At 62.8% G+C, this 15,095-nt stretch carries 17 protein-coding genes and 1 tRNA gene; 8 read left to right on the forward strand and 10 right to left on the reverse strand.

Features of this window, described 5'->3' with window-relative positions:
- Nucleotides 1-37 precede the first annotated feature (37 nt).
- A complete protein-coding gene (locus E3E12_RS08595; RefSeq protein WP_168194430.1) occupies nt 38-826 on the reverse strand; it encodes a copper chaperone PCu(A)C in 789 nt (262 codons plus the stop codon).
- Nucleotides 827-907: 81 nt separating this feature from the next.
- Between E3E12_RS08595 and nrdR the strand changes: the two genes are divergently transcribed.
- The 4 genes from nrdR (at nt 908) to E3E12_RS08615 (ending at nt 3,872) form a co-directional block, all read left to right on the forward strand.
- The gene (gene nrdR / locus E3E12_RS08600; RefSeq protein ID WP_141443925.1) at nt 908-1,426 is read left to right on the forward strand and encodes a transcriptional regulator NrdR; all 519 of its coding nucleotides are present in this window, start codon (nt 908-910) and stop codon (nt 1,424-1,426) included.
- Between the two features lie 200 nt (nt 1,427-1,626).
- Nucleotides 1,627-2,334, forward strand: coding sequence for a transcription antitermination factor NusB (gene nusB, locus E3E12_RS09150; protein ID WP_141443926.1), 708 nt, complete (start codon nt 1,627-1,629; stop codon nt 2,332-2,334).
- A 52-nt stretch (nt 2,335-2,386) separates the two neighbouring features.
- Nucleotides 2,387-3,358: a thiamine-phosphate kinase gene (gene thiL / locus E3E12_RS08610; RefSeq protein WP_141443927.1), complete on the forward strand. Its 972-nt coding sequence runs from the start codon at nt 2,387-2,389 to the stop codon at nt 3,356-3,358.
- 151 nt (nt 3,359-3,509) lie between these two features.
- Entirely contained in the window at nt 3,510-3,872 is a 363-nt protein-coding gene (locus E3E12_RS08615; protein ID WP_141443928.1) for a type II toxin-antitoxin system HicB family antitoxin, read from the forward strand.
- 234 nt (nt 3,873-4,106) lie between these two features.
- On the opposite strand, the gene E3E12_RS08620 is transcribed toward E3E12_RS08615, so the two are convergent.
- The 3 genes from E3E12_RS08620 to E3E12_RS08630 form a co-directional block, all read right to left on the reverse strand.
- The gene (locus tag E3E12_RS08620; RefSeq protein WP_141443929.1) at nt 4,107-5,228 is read right to left on the reverse strand and encodes an agmatine deiminase family protein; all 1,122 of its coding nucleotides are present in this window, start codon (nt 5,226-5,228) and stop codon (nt 4,107-4,109) included.
- A gap of 373 nt (nt 5,229-5,601) precedes the next feature.
- A tRNA-Ser gene (locus E3E12_RS08625) sits at nt 5,602-5,692 on the reverse strand.
- A 154-nt stretch (nt 5,693-5,846) separates the two neighbouring features.
- Nucleotides 5,847-6,542 carry a hypothetical protein gene (locus E3E12_RS08630; RefSeq protein ID WP_141443930.1) on the reverse strand — a complete coding sequence of 232 codons (696 nt, stop codon included), beginning with the start codon at nt 6,540-6,542 and terminating at the stop codon, nt 5,847-5,849.
- 194 nt (nt 6,543-6,736) lie between these two features.
- Between E3E12_RS08630 and E3E12_RS08635 the strand changes: the two genes are divergently transcribed.
- On the forward strand, nt 6,737-7,558 hold the full coding sequence (locus E3E12_RS08635) for a hypothetical protein (protein ID WP_141443931.1): 822 nt from the start codon (nt 6,737-6,739) through the stop codon (nt 7,556-7,558).
- Nucleotides 7,559-7,621: 63 nt separating this feature from the next.
- Nucleotides 7,622-7,915 (forward strand): hypothetical protein, encoded by a 294-nt coding sequence (locus E3E12_RS08640; protein WP_141443932.1) that lies wholly within the window; start codon nt 7,622-7,624, stop codon nt 7,913-7,915.
- A gap of 408 nt (nt 7,916-8,323) precedes the next feature.
- Here the strand turns inward: E3E12_RS08640 and E3E12_RS08645 are convergent, their stop codons facing one another.
- The 6 genes from E3E12_RS08645 to E3E12_RS08915 all read right to left on the reverse strand — a co-directional run bounded on the left by E3E12_RS08645 (nt 8,324) and on the right by E3E12_RS08915 (nt 13,489).
- Nucleotides 8,324-9,139, reverse strand: a complete 816-nt coding sequence (locus E3E12_RS08645; RefSeq protein WP_240810503.1) for an SDR family NAD(P)-dependent oxidoreductase — start codon at nt 9,137-9,139, stop codon at nt 8,324-8,326.
- 103 nt (nt 9,140-9,242) lie between these two features.
- Complete coding sequence (locus E3E12_RS08650) at nt 9,243-10,409, reverse strand: AI-2E family transporter (protein ID WP_141443933.1); 1,167 nt, start codon at nt 10,407-10,409, stop codon at nt 9,243-9,245.
- 215 nt (nt 10,410-10,624) lie between these two features.
- Nucleotides 10,625-11,128 (reverse strand): dUTP diphosphatase, encoded by a 504-nt coding sequence (dut, locus tag E3E12_RS08655; protein ID WP_141444214.1) that lies wholly within the window; start codon nt 11,126-11,128, stop codon nt 10,625-10,627.
- A gap of 110 nt (nt 11,129-11,238) precedes the next feature.
- A complete protein-coding gene (locus E3E12_RS08660; protein WP_141443934.1) occupies nt 11,239-12,561 on the reverse strand; it encodes a bifunctional phosphopantothenoylcysteine decarboxylase/phosphopantothenate synthase in 1,323 nt (440 codons plus the stop codon).
- Nucleotides 12,558-13,343 carry a bifunctional demethylmenaquinone methyltransferase/2-methoxy-6-polyprenyl-1,4-benzoquinol methylase UbiE gene (gene ubiE, locus E3E12_RS08665; RefSeq protein ID WP_141443935.1) on the reverse strand — a complete coding sequence of 262 codons (786 nt, stop codon included), beginning with the start codon at nt 13,341-13,343 and terminating at the stop codon, nt 12,558-12,560. Before ubiE ends, E3E12_RS08660 begins: the two co-directional genes overlap by 4 nt.
- Nucleotides 13,340-13,489: a hypothetical protein gene (locus E3E12_RS08915; RefSeq protein ID WP_168194329.1), complete on the reverse strand. Its 150-nt coding sequence runs from the start codon at nt 13,487-13,489 to the stop codon at nt 13,340-13,342. Before E3E12_RS08915 ends, ubiE begins: the two co-directional genes overlap by 4 nt.
- Here E3E12_RS08915 and mutM point away from each other — a divergent pair.
- Both mutM and rpsT read left to right on the forward strand, forming a co-directional pair.
- Nucleotides 13,488-14,351, forward strand: a complete 864-nt coding sequence (gene mutM / locus E3E12_RS08670; RefSeq protein ID WP_240810504.1) for a bifunctional DNA-formamidopyrimidine glycosylase/DNA-(apurinic or apyrimidinic site) lyase — start codon at nt 13,488-13,490, stop codon at nt 14,349-14,351. The two genes, E3E12_RS08915 and mutM, sit on opposite strands and share 2 nt — an antisense overlap.
- Before the next feature lie 170 nt (nt 14,352-14,521).
- Entirely contained in the window at nt 14,522-14,800 is a 279-nt protein-coding gene (gene rpsT / locus E3E12_RS08675; protein ID WP_141443936.1) for a 30S ribosomal protein S20, read from the forward strand.
- Nucleotides 14,801-15,095 lie beyond the last annotated feature (295 nt).

The following is a 15,095-nucleotide window of genomic DNA, read 5'->3' on the forward strand; positions in this document are numbered from 1 at the left end:
GTGGATGGGGGTCAGGCTTTGGCGGGTGCTGGCTGCCTCAGGGCAGCTGGCCAGGGGCTGGGTGGAGGGTGAAGTGCGCCGTCACATGGCGCCCGTCAGCGAAGTTAAACTGGAAAGGCACCATGGTGCCCATGCCCACTTGGGGGGAGAGGCCCTCGCACACCAAGTGGTAGTCGTTAAGGGCGAAAACCATGGTGGCTTGGCGTGGTATCACCAAATGGCTGAAAACGTCATCGCCCGTGGGGGCGCCTGCCAGCTCCTGGTTGAGGCGGTCGCCGCGTACTTTTTGGCACAGGGGCGAAGTGACGCTAACCAAAAGCTGGTCCTTGTCAGAGACATTGTGCACGATGAAAGGCACATCGGCCTGGCGCAGGGGGACTGGCGCGCTGGCCCTGCTGCGCCCCGCCTTCCCGCGTGGCTGGGGGGCATGGGGGCCTTGGGCCTTGGCCGGTGGCGTGGGCTGGAGAAGCAGAAAGCCGTCAGAGATGTAGACCAGCCTGTCGGGGCTTTCAGGCCGGCCCACGAAAGCGGGCACGGGGGGTGGCAGGTAGGGTTTGACCTTGCCATCCTTGGGCACCAAGCCCATGCGCACAGCTGGGGCATCCTTAATGGCCTGGCGCGTTTCGCCTGGCACAGTGTCAGGCTGGGTGGTGCCATCGCTGAAGCGCTGCGGCGCGCTGCTGCCCTGCCCCAAAGCGCCCCCAGGGGCAGGCTGGGTGTCTTGGGCGGTAGCTTGGGTAGGCAGCGCCCAAAGCCCCACTAGGGCAGCTGCCACAAAGGTGGCAGGGCTGGGGCGCGGCAGAAAAAGGCTGGCAAGGTTTCGCATAAAGGCACAATCCGTTAAAGTCTGTGTCCCGCATTCTGCAGGATCTTGTAAGGACCCGGCACAGCCAAAGCTGGACAGCGCATGCATTGCCCTTATTGCGAACATTCAGACACGCAGGTCAAGGACAGCCGCCCCTTTGAGGAGGGCACGGTGATCCGCAGGCGGCGCGTGTGCACAGGTTGCGGGGAGCGTTTCACCACGGTGGAACGCGTCCAGCTGCGTGAGCTGACAGTGGTCAAGTCCAACGGGCGCCGCGCCCCCTTCAACCGCGAAAAGCTCATGGATTCCATCCGCCTGGCGCTGCGCAAGCGCCCTGTGGATGAAGCCGCGCAGGAGAGGATGGTCAGCAACATCGTCCACACGCTGGAGGCCATGGGGGAGGCCGAGGTGCCCACGCGCCACATCGGCGCGCTCGCCATGGATGCATTGCGCCGGACCGATGACGTGGCCTATGTGCGTTTCGCCAGTGTTTACCGCAATTTCCGGGAAGCCTCCGCCTTCACTGAAATCCTCTCCGACCTTGATGGTGACGAGGGCACCCCACCGGGCTGCGCCAACAGCCCACCCCCAGGGCCAGGGAGGGTCAGGGGGCCTGGCTGAACGGGCGTCCCACCCTCCCCCGGAGGCCGCGCCCAGCCTGCCCCTTTGAAGGCACCCTTCCTTGGTGCTGGTCTTTGGAGCTGAGCCTTAAAACTGGCAACTGATTTTCCTTTCCCACCTTTTCCATAGTCGCCGCACTACACACCGCCACCCTTCTTGGCTTAAGCATCCTTTTCATAACCATGCCTGAAAGTTCCCCCATGACCGCTTCCACCACCCCTAAGCCGCTTTCCGTCCAGGACCTCAGCCAGGCCGACCAGCGTAACCAGGCCCAGACAGGGGGCAAGAAACCCGCCAAGAACCAAGGCGCGCGCAGGCCACGCACCATTGCGCGCGTTGGCGCGGTGCAGGCTTTGTTCCAAAAGGAGCACAGCGGCCAAAGCGCCCCAGCCGTGCTGCGCGACTTCCTTGAAAGCGGCCGCCTGGCCAAGGGCACCCGCTTTGATGACGGCGCCCTGCCTAACGCCGACCGCGACCTGCTGCAGAAGATCCTCCTCACCACCTCAGCCCGTCAGGAAGCGCTGGACGCGGAACTGGCTAGCGTCCTACCCAAAGCCTGGCCGCTGGAGCGGCTCGACCCCGTTATGCGCGCCCTGCTGCGCGCTGCCGCCATGGAAATGGGCGATGGCGTGCCCCACCAGGTGATCATCAATGAATATGTTGATGTCGCCCATGGCTTCTTCAGTGGTGATGAACCTAAAATGGTCAATGGCGCGTTGGATGCCCTAGCACGCCAGAAAGCCAAGCCAGTCGTCCCTGCCGCAGCAACTGAAGAGGCAGCTGAAGAGGGTGACAAAGCCCCAGCAGCCCCCAGTGAAAGCGTAGCCCCTGAAAACAAAGCGCCTGAAAACAAAGGGAATGAAGGCGCAGCCAGCCAGGCCAGCGCTGGCACGGCAAGCGCTAGCTGACCGGCGCACCAACACACCAGACAAGGCACCAGTAAAAGCAAGGGGGTTGATAATGGGTGAGTTTGATTTCATCGGGCGCCATTTCAAACCCCTTGCGGGGCCGGGCAGCTACGGCCTGCGCAATGATGGCGCCGTGATGAGCGCCCCTTTCGGTCATGAGATTGTCGTCTCCAGCGACACCATGGTGGAAAATGTCCACTTCCTACCAGACGACCCGCCAGAGACCGTTGGCAGGAAGTTGCTGCGCTGCAACCTGTCAGACCTGGCCGCTATGGACGCTAAGCCCCTGGGCTACACGCTCAACTCCTCCATCCCCCACAAGGGCGGTCCTGAAGGGCGCTATGGGGAGGCCTGGTTCGCGGCCTTCGCCAAAGGCCTGGCTGAGGACCAGCAGCGCTATGCCATCACGCTGCTGGGGGGGGACACCACCAGCACCTCTGGCCCTTTGGTGATGACGCTGACGATTTTCGGCACCGTTGCCGAACACAAAGCCTTGACGCGCAGCGGCGCCAGCGCTGGCGATTCAGTGTGGGTGACGGGCCACCTGGGGGCGGCGCGCCTGGGGCTTGAAGTCCGCCGGGGCCATTTGGAGGACCCCACAGGCAAGCTGGTGCAGGCCTACCGCCTGCCCACGCCGCGTGTGGGGCTGCAGCTTGGCACAGTTGCCAGCGCTGGGCTGGACATCTCGGACGGCATTGTCCAGGACGCTGGCCACATCGCTGAGGAATCAGGCGTGCGCCTGCGGCTGGAGGCTAGCCGCCTGCCCATCGCAGCTGAAGCGGCGGCGGCGCCTGAACATTTCCAGGAAATGCGCCTGCTAGGGGGGGATGATTACGAGCTCCTCCTCACCTGCCCACCTGGCCATGAGGCGGCGCTGATGGCGCGTGGCCTCATCATGAATGTGCCGCTGACGCGCATTGGCAAGGTGGAGGCCCTGAAGAAGGGTGAAAAGCCAGGAGTGGTGATGGTAGGCGCCGATGGCAAGCCTCTCTCCTTCACAACGCCAGGTTGGCAGCATTTCTGAAAGGTTGCGCTGCCAAGCGCCAGCGCCCTGACAGCCCACAGCGCTGACCTTATCGGCAAGATGCAGCCAAGCCTGGCAGGGCGATAGTCCCCCACCCCAAAAAGGGTTGGTTAAGGCCCTACGCAAACAATAGGCCTTTGAAGGAGGGGAAATGCGTTATCCCACCGTGATTGAAGCGGGGACAAACAACACGGCCTTTGGTGCGGTGGTGCCAGACCTGCCTGGATGCTTCTCTGCTGGTGATACCCTGAACGAAGCCTTGAGCACTATTGAGGAGGCAGCCCAGCTGTGGGTGGAAACGGCCCTGGACGCAGGTGAGGAGGTGCCTGCCCCAAGTACCTTGGCCGCTCACCAGAAAGCTTATCTGGGATGGTTGGTGGGCTTTGTTACACTTGACCCAGCGTTGCTGGACAACTGTATAGAGCGTGTGAACATTTCCCTGCCGCGCAGGGTTCTGGGGCGGTTGGATGCCCTGGCCCTGCAAGCGGATGCTGGCACGGTTGGCAAAGTGTGAAGGCCCATGGGCGGCTACATCATCGCTTACGCGCCCTTGGTGGCCATCACGGTGTTGGGGCTGCCAGACAAAGCCATGCATGTGCCCGCCAACCCTGAAGACTGAAGGGGCCAGATGGCAGAGCCTGAACCATGGGCGCCATCACCACCTCCACAAGCGTGCCAAGGCTTGCTCCCTGGCCGCCAACCTTCCCTGGGGACAGTGGCGTGGGCCAAAACGCCGGCTTCGCCTATTTCACACACCCATGGGCTGTTGCTGGGTCGCACAGTGAATTCCCCCACCTGATTCACCCAGGGGATCGATGTTGAGCATCCTGATTTTCCGACCAGGATAAAGCTCCGACAATGTCTCTTCAACGATGCCGTCAGTCCGGCTGTCGCCAAATTGGGCGGCGATGACGGCCCCATTGCAAACGTAATAATTGATGTAGCTCGACACGAAGTCCGGGGCCTTCGACCGTGTGTGTTCAGGTTCTGGCACTGTCACGATCTCAAGCTTGCGGCCTGTCATGCCACGCACCCTCTTAAGGCAGGCTAATGTCTGATGGGCCGCCCGCGACCAGGGGTCTGTTGGGTCCATGACCGCGTCAACCTGGATAAGCACCTTGCCAGGGCCAATGAAGCGGGCGAGTGCATCGATATGGTAATCGGTGATGTCAGCGCCAACGATGCCTGGCGCCCAGATCATCTCATGCCCGCCAAGCGCCTGGCAAAGCCGGTGCGCGATTTCGCTGCGGCCCAAGTGGTTGCGGTTCGCGTTCACCCAGCAACTTGCATGGGCGAGCAGCAGTCCAGCGCCATCATGGTCAACGCCACCCTGTTCCCCGACCAGGCCCGTTTCCAGCAGGGGGACCTGCAACCGCGCTGCCACCCGTTCAGCCACATGGCTGTCATGGACGCAACGTTGCCTGCCGCCCCAACCGTTGAAACGCAGGTGCGCGATGGCCAACGCGCCTTTGCCGTCAACGACGAATGTCGGGCCAGAATCGCGGCACCATAGATCGTCAGTCGGAATGTCCCACAGTTCCACGGCCCCGCTGAGCCCAGACTTGCGGCCTGAACGGGACGTGTCTGCGCCCAGCAGGACGACTGGCTCGAACTCGGCGATGGTGTTGGCAATGTCAATGATGGATTGTTGCACCCTCTCCAACTCATGGCGTCCATAGACGGACGCGGCGACAGGCCACTGCATGAAGGTGCGGGTGTGCCGCGCAGCCTCCAGCGGCATGTGGAACGCCCTCAGGCGCGGGTCTGGCTGGGCTGGGGCTGGCCTCAGGCCAGCGCCCTCCGCCCCTGGGACGAACCCGGCAAGCCCAAGCGTCCCAAGCGCGGCAAGAGCGCTCCTGCGTGTGAGCATCACTTTCTGGTCCCTTTGAAGAGAAATGGTGCCGCCCAGCTGTTTTCGCGAACTTCCCTGAACTTTCCCATGAACAAGGCAAAGCCATTCAATGCGGCCTATGACCAGATTTTGCAGTCAATAGGGGCTTTAAGCCTTCAGGGCTGGGGCACCCCTTTACCTGAGGATGGCCACACTGACCAGCCGTGCAAACCGCACAGCAAGGGACGCCAAGAATGGCCCCTTTGGTCCCAGCCAGCTTCAGGGGACAGCACAGCAGGCCTGAACCACTCTTTGCCCCAGCATCGGGAGCGCAAAGGCAAAGGCTTGGTGGGCAGAGTGTGGGAAACGCTTAAGGCCATTCTGCCCCAAACTGCTAATTTTTAGGAATAAATGGCGGAGAGAGAGGGATTCGAACCCTCGGTAGGCTATTAACCTACACACGCTTTCCAAGCGTGCGCCTTAAGCCGCTCGGCCATCTCTCCGCAAGCGACGGGCTGAACCATAATCAGGACACCCCCCAAGCGCAAGGGTAAAAGCGCGCCCCCGCACCACTTTCCAGCAAAGCCGTGGCCCGCGAAGCCAGGGTGTGGGGCCTGGGGCTTGGGAAAGCGCCCGGCCCTTCACTCCAGCCATGGCTCAGGGAGTGGGTGTGTTGACGCTGGCGCTCGAAGCGCTGCCAGGCAGCGAGGAAGCATGGGGGGTGATGGAGGGGAGTGAGTTCACCCCCTCCAGGGAGACAATCGTCATCCACACCTGGCCTTGGCCGTCCGCTGTGTGCAAAGGCGTGATCATCACCATGGGGTTGACGGCCGAAACGCAGCGGTGGTCCTGCTGGGTGCTGGTCTGGCGGCTGTCCGTGGCCGTGATGGTCTGGTTGACGGTCACATAGGCGCAGACTTCGCCATCATTGATGTGGACAGCGCCTGGGACCAAGCGCAGGCTGACTGAATCGCTGGTGCGGCGCCCAGGCAGCGTGTGCGTGTCCTCCAGCGGCACAGCCATGCCAGCCAGCGCCGTGACGTTGTCATTGAGGGCATCGCGGCACAGAAGGCTGCGCTGGGCGCAGTGGCCGCCACGGTGGCCCTTGGCTTTGTAAGCGTCCTTCATCTCGTCAGCCTCGTCACGCGCGTGGCTGAGCTTGCCGTCAATCAAGGTGGAGATGACCTGGAACGTCATCAGGTCCGTGCTGGCTGGCTGGATAGCGGGGCCGTCATCAGCCAGGGCGGCTGGGGCAGTCGCCAGCAGCCCAACCCCCATGAGGAGGGCGGCGCCAAGGGCTTTGACTGTGGGGCGCTGCTGCGCACGGGCCGGGCAAGTTGGGTGCGATATCATGGAAAGGTCTTTCAGCTGCGGCTGTTTGGCTGGGGCCGTGGGCGCCATCTGGTCACCTGGCAAGGCAGCGCTCCCCTGGCCGCCCCCAAGGCGCCAAATGTGGTATGGAATGCTTAGCAGAAAAGCGTTCCCACCGCCCGCCCACCTGCCACATGGCACCTTTACCCAAAGCGCCCCCCTGCCCAGGAAGCTTCATGAAGACCACATGCTCCACCCCTCCCGCCCTTTTACACCCGTTGCGCCTGGTCAGGGCGCTGACTGTGGCCGCAACCTTGGCTTGGTGGCCAAGTGCCCCTGCAACGGCCTGGGCGCAGGATTACGGCGATGGCATGGGTAGCGACATGGGAAGCGGGGTGGAAGGGCCAGGCTCCAGCATGGGGCAGGGCATTGGGGGCGCTGGCATTGGCGCGCCTGGCGTCAATGCCTATGGCCAGGATTCAGGCATGGACAACACAGGCCTTGGCGGGGGCATTGGCGGTTCTGGCATCAACAGCGCCGTGCCTGCCCAAGGTGGCGCAGGCTATGGCGGTGGCGATGCCGGCATGGGCCTAAACGGTGACCAGGCGGCAGCGCTCCCTGTGGCCACGCCCGAAAACCCCCTTGACCCTAGCCAGCCCCCAGGTGTGCCATCAGGGGCGCAGGGCGGGCAGCTGCCTCCTGGCTTCGGTGCACCTGAACAGCCAGACGGCTACGCTTTTGGCGCCAATGGCGATTATTATGGCCATGAGGACGACACAGGCCGTTTCTACAGCGCTGATGGCGCGCTGGAAGGCATGGTCAAGCCCCAGCCCAGCCGTGCGCGCACGCCTGACGTTATCACTGGCCCCCAAGGCACGATGGAAGGGCGCATCGCTGCGGATGGCGCCATCACGGATGCGCAGGGCCACAACAGGGGGCGCTTGGGCGCTGACGGCGCCGTTTACGGCCCACGCGGGGAGTTTGTGGGCAATGTGCCCCCTGGTGGCGGCCTGGCAGCGTTTGAGATGCTGACCCACCTGCAGCAGAACGCACCCTGAAGCAGCCATCACCACCCCAAAGCCCTGCAAAACCCTTCTAAAAATCCCCTAAGGTGAACGACCATGGCCTTGGATAACCTCCCCAACACGCCCCCAACCGATCCGCCACCACCAACGGAAGGCCTGCAGCCACCCCAGCCGGATGAACCGTGGTTTGAGCAGAAGAAGGGCAGCTATGGCTCTTCCTGGCCTGTGACGTGGCAAGGCTGGCTGGTCATTGCTGCACTGGTTCTGGCCCTCATGCTTTCTATGGAGCTTTTCAGGGGGTGGGTGCGCCTGGGCGCCCTCCTGGCCTGTGTGCTGGTTTTCGGTGGGGTGACGTGGTTCAAGACCACCAGCAAGGGCAACGCCCCCTAACCTTACCTTGCCCTCTGTTGGCTGGCTTTAGCGTGAGGGGGCGCTGGCTGGGCAAGCACACCCAAACCCCACGCTATGCCTACAGTCCGCAAAGTGGGTGCAGCTTAAGCACGTCAAGCGAGCTCAGGGGACATGTTCAGCCGTAACCCCACCCAAAATAATTCATTAGCGCGTTCGAGCTTTGTCGGCACATCCAGCCATTTCAGCCTGCCGCTGAAGGCAAGGTTCGAAATCCACCTTAACGTGGGCTCTTCAGGAAGACGTGCCCATGGGAAAGGCCCCAACCACAAACCGCCAAGCGGTTGCGGAAGGGGCCTTCCCGGCCTTCCCGGCCAGCGTCACACCTGGCTGGCCAGCGCGCTTTAAAGCCAGCTTTGGGGCCGCTCAGCTTTTCAACGCAAAGCTAGCTTAACCAGCGTAGCCGGCGGTCTGCCCACCATCAACGGAAACGGCAGCCCCCGTCATGTAGCTGTTCCAGGGCGCGCACATCTGGAACACCATGGAGGCGATCTGCGCAGGCTTGGCCACGGAACGCTCAGGCACTGTCTGCAAAATGGCGTCCATGACTGCCTTCTGGTGGCCGGTGAACTCCTCAATCAATGGGGTTTCAACAGGGCCTGGGCAGATGGCGTTGATGAAAATCTTCTTCTGCGCGTAATCAAGGGCCGCTGTTTTCGTCAGGCCAATCACGCCAAACTTGGAGGCGCAATAAGCTGCGTAGCCAGCAAAGCCCACTTTGCCAGCGCAGGAGGCTGTGTTGACGATGGCGCCACCGCCTGTTTTCTCCAGCAAAGGCAGTTCATGCTTCATGCTGAGGAAAACGCCGCGCAGGTTGATGTCCAGAACGCGGTTCCATTCCGTGGCGTCCAGCTCAGCTGTGGCGGCGGGGGCCTTCTGGGCAACACCAGCGTTATTGAAGGCAGCGTCCAGGCGCCCAAAAGCGCTTTCCACCTTTTTGAGGGCGCTTCCCATGTCATCATTATTGCTGACGTCACAGCCGCTGATGACCAGGGCCTTGGGCGCGCCAAGCTCCTCCACCAGGGCTGCGGTCTCAGCCAAGGGGGCCTCTTTGCGGCCCAGCAGGACAAGCTGGGCGCCAGCGCGGGCGAACTCCAGGGCAGTGGCCTGCCCAATGCCAGAGCCAGCGCCGGTGATGAGGACAACGCGCCCTTTCCAATAGTCGGCTTGGTGGGCAGGCATGATGCGGTCAGCGTTGAGGGCCATGGGATACTCCTTGGGCACGGTCAAAGTTTGGGTTGCACGGGGTGCAGTAAGGTTTGGTCTGGAAAAACCTCTCCTTACAGACATGGTGCGCTCCAAACGCCTGTCAAGCGGCCCCTGGGGTTGTGGGGGCGCTGGCGCCTTCCAGGCGGTCCACGCTTTGCTGCTGTTCACGCGCGGCCTCGGCCAAGGCTGTGGCGGGCTTGGGCTGCACGCTGGCAATCCAGCTGCGCCACAGCGTGATCATGCAAGCCATGATGGCAGGCCCCACGAAAAGCCCCAGCAGGCCAAAGCAGCTGATACCGCCAAGAATGCCCAGGAACGCCCACAGGAAGGGCAAGTTGGTGCGCCCACCCACCAGCGCTGGCCTGATGAACTGCCCAGCGATCCACATGATGGTGTAACCGCCGATGAACACCCCCACACCCCACATCAGCGACTTGAAGGAGATGATGAGACAGCACACAGCCAGAACAGCCGTGCCCACAAAGGGAATCATGGAGCCGATGCCCGTTAGGAACGCCAGTGCCAACGGCTGGGGGGCGCCAGCAATCATATAGAGCACGCCAATGGCTGCGCCCTCCCCAAGGCCCACCAAGACAAGCCCCATCAGCGTGCCGTAAACGGATTCGACGATTTGGCGGCTCAACAGCTGGCCCTGGGCGCCAAACAGGCGCGTGACGAGGGCCTGTGTCTCATCAGCTAGGAGGTCGCCGTAGCGGTAGACGAAATAAAGCGCCGTTGTGGCGAAGGAGAACTCAACGAACCAGTTCAGGACCGACCGACCGCCATTGAGCAGCGAGGAGCCGCCATATTGCGCAATGCTGCCTGTGAGGAAATGGGTGAGGGCCTTCTGGCTTTCCAGGTTGTCTGTCCACCAGCGGGTCACGTCCTCGCCCACTACGGGCAGGTTGTGCACCCAGCCTGGCACAGGCAGCCCCTGCTTGAGGACGTCAAGCAGGTAAGGCACGCTTGCCACTGCCTCCTGTGCGGCTTTCAGCGCGATGAAGCACAAGGGCGCTACCAGCACCAAAGACACCACAGCCGTGGCCAGCGTGGGCAGGATGGTGCAGTTCCAGTTGCTTTCAGCTTTGCCAAGCTTTTGCAGGCGCCTGTAAAGCGGCCAGGAACAAATGGCGAAAATGACGGCCCATGTCAGCGCGCCCAGAAAACCCCACAGCACATAGAGGGAGGCAGCGATGATGGCGATGGCTAACAGCAGGCGCGCCTGCTTCTGGCGCAGGCTGAACGTGGCGTTGATAGGGGGCGGCATAAAGGTGGGCACTCTCCGGGCGGGGCAGGGCAGGGGGCAGGGCTGGCATGCCCTGGTTTTCCCTGAGCGTTGGCGCCAGCCCCTGACAAAGCCAATTGAAATCACGTGAGACCAGGGTGAAATCAGGTGAAATCAGGCCATTGAAAATCAGGTCGTCATGGTCCTGAAACTAGCAGGGCTGGTAAGCCCCAGGCCAGGGGGCAGGCCATAGGACCTCAGCGCCCTGTGCTGCCATAGCCCCCAGCGCCGCGCTGGGTGGGGGGCAGGGCGCTGGCAGCGGTGAAGCTAGCGCGCACCACAGGGCTGATAACGCCTTGGGCGATGCGGTCGCCCCGCATGACACTAAATGGCTCCTGCCCCAGATTGATGAGGAGGATCTTCAACTCCCCCCTGTAATCGGAATCCACCGTGCCAGGGCTGTTCAGCACGGTAATGCCATGGCGCAGCGCCAAGCCTGAGCGTGGCCTGACCTGGAGCTCATAGCCAGCGGGGATGGCCATGGCCAGGCCAGTGGGCACCAAGGCGCGCCCACCTGGGTGGATAACAAGTGGCTCATCCTCAGCGACATCTGCCTGCAGGTCGAACCCCGCCGCCCCCTCGGTTGCGTAGCTGGGCAGCGGCAGTGGCTTGTTGGGCGTGCCCGTCTGCAGGTCAGTGTCGCCTTGGGCAGGGTGCAGGGCCAGGCGCTGGACGGGCACGTCAATCATCATGGTGGCCATCGTAGTGGCGGGTTCAGTCATAAGACCTCCCTGAGGGGCTCTGAAGGTGGGGGAAGGGATTAGAAAAAAGAATTGACGTTAGATTGGATGAAGTGTGGCCCAAAACACCTTCAACCTGCATTGAAAAAAGCGCCCATCATGGCTGCAAGCCTCTGCCCCACGCTGTCCTTGCCCATGCTGGGCCAGGGTTGGGGGGCACTGGGGCCTAAAAAAACGATCTTGTTCGTATCAGCGCCAAAAGCGCTCCCCCCTGGCGCCTGGGGGCTAACATCGTTCAGCAGAAGCCAATCGCACCCCTTGCGCGCCTTCTTGGCCTGGGCGGCGGCCAAGTGGTCATGGGTTTCAGCAGCGAACCCCACCACCAGGGGGGGCCTTTCCGGGCTTGGCAGGTGGGCGATGGTAGCGAGGATGTCGGGGTTTTCCACCAGTTCAAGTGCTGGTGGCTGCTGGCCCTGTTTCTTGATTTTGCGCCCAGACTGGCTTTTCACCCGCCAGTCGCTCACAGCAGCTGTGCAGATGGCAGCGTCCATTGGCCTGCCCTCCCTGGCTGCTGCAGCCAATGCCTGCTGGCAGGCAGTCAGCATTTCCTGGGCGCTTTGCACCATCATGCGCGTGGCGCCAGCTGGGCAGGGCAGCGCCACGGGGCCACTGACAAGCACGACCTCAGCCCCGCGCGCCACCAACGCCTGGACAATGGCGTAACCCTGCTTGCCTGATGAATGGTTGGAAATGAAGCGAACGGGGTCGATGGCCTCCACCGTGGGGCCAGCGGTAACCAGAACGCGCCTGCCTTTCAAATCCTGCTCTGTGGCCTGGGGGAGGCATGGCGGGGCACCCTCCTGGCCGCTTCCCGCCACAAGGCCCTGCTGCGCCAAACAGTCCAGTGTGGCCACAATGATGTCGGCTGGGGGAAGAAGGCGGCCTTCGCCTTCCTCACCACAGGCAACCATGCCTGCGCTAGGGCCCAGGAAGCGCACACTGCGCCCCTCCAGCAAAGCCTTGTTGGCTTGGGTGGCGGGATGGCGCCACATCTGCGGGTTCATGGCTGGCGCTACCAAAACAGGCGCCCGCGTGGCCAGAAGTACCGTGCTGGGCAGGTCGTCAGCCATGCCCTGGGCCATGCGCGCCATGAAATCAGCTGAGGCAGGGCAGACCAGCACCACGTCAGCTGCGCGCGCCAAGGCGATGTGGTCCTTCAAAGGGCCTTGGCCAGCAGTGCCCAGGGTTTCAGCGCCGAAGCCCGGCCCCTGGACAGGCTGCCCACACAGCGCCCCCAGCGCGCAGGGCGTGACGAACGCAGCCCCCCCTTGGGTGAGGAGCGGCGTCACCACGCATCCTGCGGCCCGCAGCCCCCTGGCCACGTCAAGCGCTTTGTAGGCGGCGATGCTGCCACTCACCACCAGCAGTACATGGGGCGCTTGGGGGGCTTTCACAGGCGCCAGCCTGAATGAATAGCCACAATGCCCCCTGTGAGGTTGCGGTGGCTTACACGTTCCAGCCCCGCTTCACGCATCATGGCCTCCAGCTTGGCCTGGGGGGGGAACATGCGGATGCTCTCTGCCAGATATTGGTAGCTGTCAGCATCGCCAGCCACCATCCGCCCCATGCGCGGCAGGGCCTGGAACGACCACACATCATAGATCTGCGCCAACGCCGGTACCGTTACCTTAGAGAACTCAAGGCACAGGAAGCGCCCGCCAGGCTTCAGGACACGGCGCGCCTCCTTCAGCACGGCCAGCTTGTCTGTGCAGTTGCGCAGCCCAAACGCCATGGAGACACGGTCAAAGCTGGCATCTGGGAAAGGCAGGGCCTCAGCGTCAGCGCAGCACACTTCAACGCGTTCAATCAGGCCCTTGTCGATGGCGCGCTTGCGCCCCACCTCAAGCATGGCGGCGTTAATGTCAGACAGCACAGCGGGGCCGCCACCACGCTTGAGCCACCCAAAGGTGATGTCCCCGGTGCCGCCAGCCAGGTCCAGCAGCCGCAGCCCGGCGCGCGGGGCCAGCAAGTTAATGAAGTCGCGCTTCCAAGCCCTGTGCAGCCCCAGCGACATCAGGTCGTTCATGACATCGTACTTGCCAGCCACACTCTCAAACACCTCTTTGACAAGGGTCTTCTTCTCCCCCTTGGGGACGGAGCGGTAGCCAAAGTCCGTTGTGGCGTTTGTGGTGTCCGCCTGGCTTGTGGCGTTGGGGTGGTTGGGGTTCGTAGTCATGGCGTCCTCATCTGGGTGGCGCGTTGGGGGCGGGTCAGGCACACAGCTAAGCGTGCTGTTGCGGCTGTGCGGTCATGGCAGCGCATGACAGTGAGTGTTGAGGAGCAGACCATAATGCCAGAATTGCCTGAAGTCGAAGTGGCCATGAAAGGCATCAAGGCAGCATTCGAAGGCGCAACCCTAGCCCAGCTGCAGTTGGGGCCTTATGGGCTCAGGCGCCCTTTCGACCCCCGCACCCGCCAGCTGCGCGGCCAGCGCCTGGGGCGCGTGCGTAGGCTGGCCAAGTATATCTTGCTCGATTTCGAAGATCCCCAGCCCAAAAGTCCTGGCGGGGAGGGTGCGGGGTGGTCGCTAGCGCTTCACCTTGGCATGTCAGGGCGTGCTTTGGTTACCACCACTGACAGCGCCTTGGGGCGCCACGACCATGTGGTGCTTGACTTCACCTTGCCCCAGGGCGGCCAGGGGCGCCTGGTGGTAACGGACCCGCGCCGCTTCGGTGCGCTGGACCTGCTGCAGCGCCCTGTGGAGGGGCACCCACCCTTCAATGCTTTGGGGCCGGACCCGCTTGAGCCAGGCTTTACAAAGGCAGCCCTGGCTGTTGCCTGCAAGGGGCGGCGGGCGCCCATCAAGAACCTGCTCCTGGACCAGAAGGCGGTTGTGGGGCTTGGCAACATTTATGTGTGCGAAGCCCTGTTCCGCGCAGCCATCCACCCAGCCCAGCCAGCCTGCACGCTGCGCCCCAGCCAGCTGGCCAAACTCCATGCCGTGATTCCCCCCTTGCTGCGCCAGGCCGTGGCGGCTGGCGGTTCCACATTGCGCGACCATGCCGGCACGGATGGGCGCCCAGGCGCCTTCCAGCAACTGCACCAGGTTTACGGGCGCGAAGGCCAGCCTTGCGTGCTGGGGGGCGCTCCCCATGGCACTATCAAGCGTATGGTGCAAGCGGGGCGCAGCACATTTCACTGCCCAACTTGCCAGCCTCCTGGCACATGGGAGGCTGGTACATGAAATAGGGTGACAACCCCTGGCCCTAACCACAGCCTGCGCCCCTTGCAGCGCCACTGAATGCTGCGCACTGAACGCCAAGGCTTGACCCACGCCCCCCAGCTGGGGTAGGTGCTGCCCATCAGTTTTGAATTCTGGAACACCGTACGCAACGCGAAGGCAGCGAAACACACATGGCCAACACCCCCTCAGCCCGCAAGCGCATCCGTCAGAACGCGACCCGCCGCGCCCGCAACGTCTCACGCATGTCCCGCATGCGCACCTTCGTCAAGAAGGTGGAAGGCGCCATTCAGTCTGGCGACCGCACAGCTGCTAACGAAGCCCTGCGCACCGCCCAGCCTGAAATGCAGCGCGCCGTTTCCAAGGGCGTTGTGAAGCTGAACACCGTCAGCCGCAAAATCTCTCGCCTTTCTGCCCGCATCAAAGCCATGCAGGCTTCCAAGGCCGCCTGAACCACCTTTACGCTTGGCCTTTAAGCCACCAGGGCAGGCTGCTTACAGCACGCCTGTGCGCTAAAGCCAGCACGGTTCAGGAATGTTTGGGAAAGCGCGCTTGTCACGTGAACAGGCGCGTTTTTCTGTGTTTATAGCCCTGGAGCCCAGCCCGCCATTATGGGGCGGGGCGCCGCTTGTGGGGGCGCTTTTCATTTCGTGTTTCATTTTCTATCATTCACCCCGCTTTCACGTTCAAACGCTTTCACGCTCAAGCAAGGCATTCAGCAACCACCAAGGCTAGGGAGGCCACTAG

Origin of the sequence: Formicincola oecophyllae (assembly GCF_006542395.2) — a bacterium.
Classification (GTDB): domain Bacteria; phylum Pseudomonadota; class Alphaproteobacteria; order Acetobacterales; family Acetobacteraceae; genus Formicincola; species Formicincola oecophyllae.

Bases quoted from the DNA above. Each gene is read 5' to 3' on its own strand.
- E3E12_RS08595 (WP_168194430.1), bottom strand. From the start codon at position 826: ATGCGAAACCTTGCCAGCCTTTTTCTGCCGCGCCCCAGCCCTGCCACC.
- nrdR (WP_141443925.1), top strand. From the start codon at position 908: ATGCATTGCCCTTATTGCGAACATTCAGACACGCAGGTCAAGGACAGC.
- nusB (WP_141443926.1), top strand. From the start codon at position 1,627: ATGACCGCTTCCACCACCCCTAAGCCGCTTTCCGTCCAGGACCTCAGC.
- thiL (WP_141443927.1), top strand. From the start codon at position 2,387: ATGGGTGAGTTTGATTTCATCGGGCGCCATTTCAAACCCCTTGCGGGG.
- E3E12_RS08615 (WP_141443928.1), top strand. From the start codon at position 3,510: ATGCGTTATCCCACCGTGATTGAAGCGGGGACAAACAACACGGCCTTT.
- E3E12_RS08620 (WP_141443929.1), bottom strand. From the start codon at position 5,228: ATGCTCACACGCAGGAGCGCTCTTGCCGCGCTTGGGACGCTTGGGCTT.
- E3E12_RS08630 (WP_141443930.1), bottom strand. From the start codon at position 6,542: ATGATATCGCACCCAACTTGCCCGGCCCGTGCGCAGCAGCGCCCCACA.
- E3E12_RS08635 (WP_141443931.1), top strand. From the start codon at position 6,737: ATGAAGACCACATGCTCCACCCCTCCCGCCCTTTTACACCCGTTGCGC.
- E3E12_RS08640 (WP_141443932.1), top strand. From the start codon at position 7,622: ATGGCCTTGGATAACCTCCCCAACACGCCCCCAACCGATCCGCCACCA.
- E3E12_RS08645 (WP_240810503.1), bottom strand. From the start codon at position 9,139: ATGGCCCTCAACGCTGACCGCATCATGCCTGCCCACCAAGCCGACTAT.
- E3E12_RS08650 (WP_141443933.1), bottom strand. From the start codon at position 10,409: ATGCCGCCCCCTATCAACGCCACGTTCAGCCTGCGCCAGAAGCAGGCG.
- dut (WP_141444214.1), bottom strand. From the start codon at position 11,128: ATGGCCACCATGATGATTGACGTGCCCGTCCAGCGCCTGGCCCTGCAC.
- ubiE (WP_141443935.1), bottom strand. From the start codon at position 13,343: ATGACTACGAACCCCAACCACCCCAACGCCACAAGCCAGGCGGACACC.
- mutM (WP_240810504.1), top strand. From the start codon at position 13,488: ATGAAAGGCATCAAGGCAGCATTCGAAGGCGCAACCCTAGCCCAGCTG.
- E3E12_RS08915 (WP_168194329.1), bottom strand. From the start codon at position 13,489: ATGGCCACTTCGACTTCAGGCAATTCTGGCATTATGGTCTGCTCCTCA.
- rpsT (WP_141443936.1), top strand. From the start codon at position 14,522: ATGGCCAACACCCCCTCAGCCCGCAAGCGCATCCGTCAGAACGCGACC.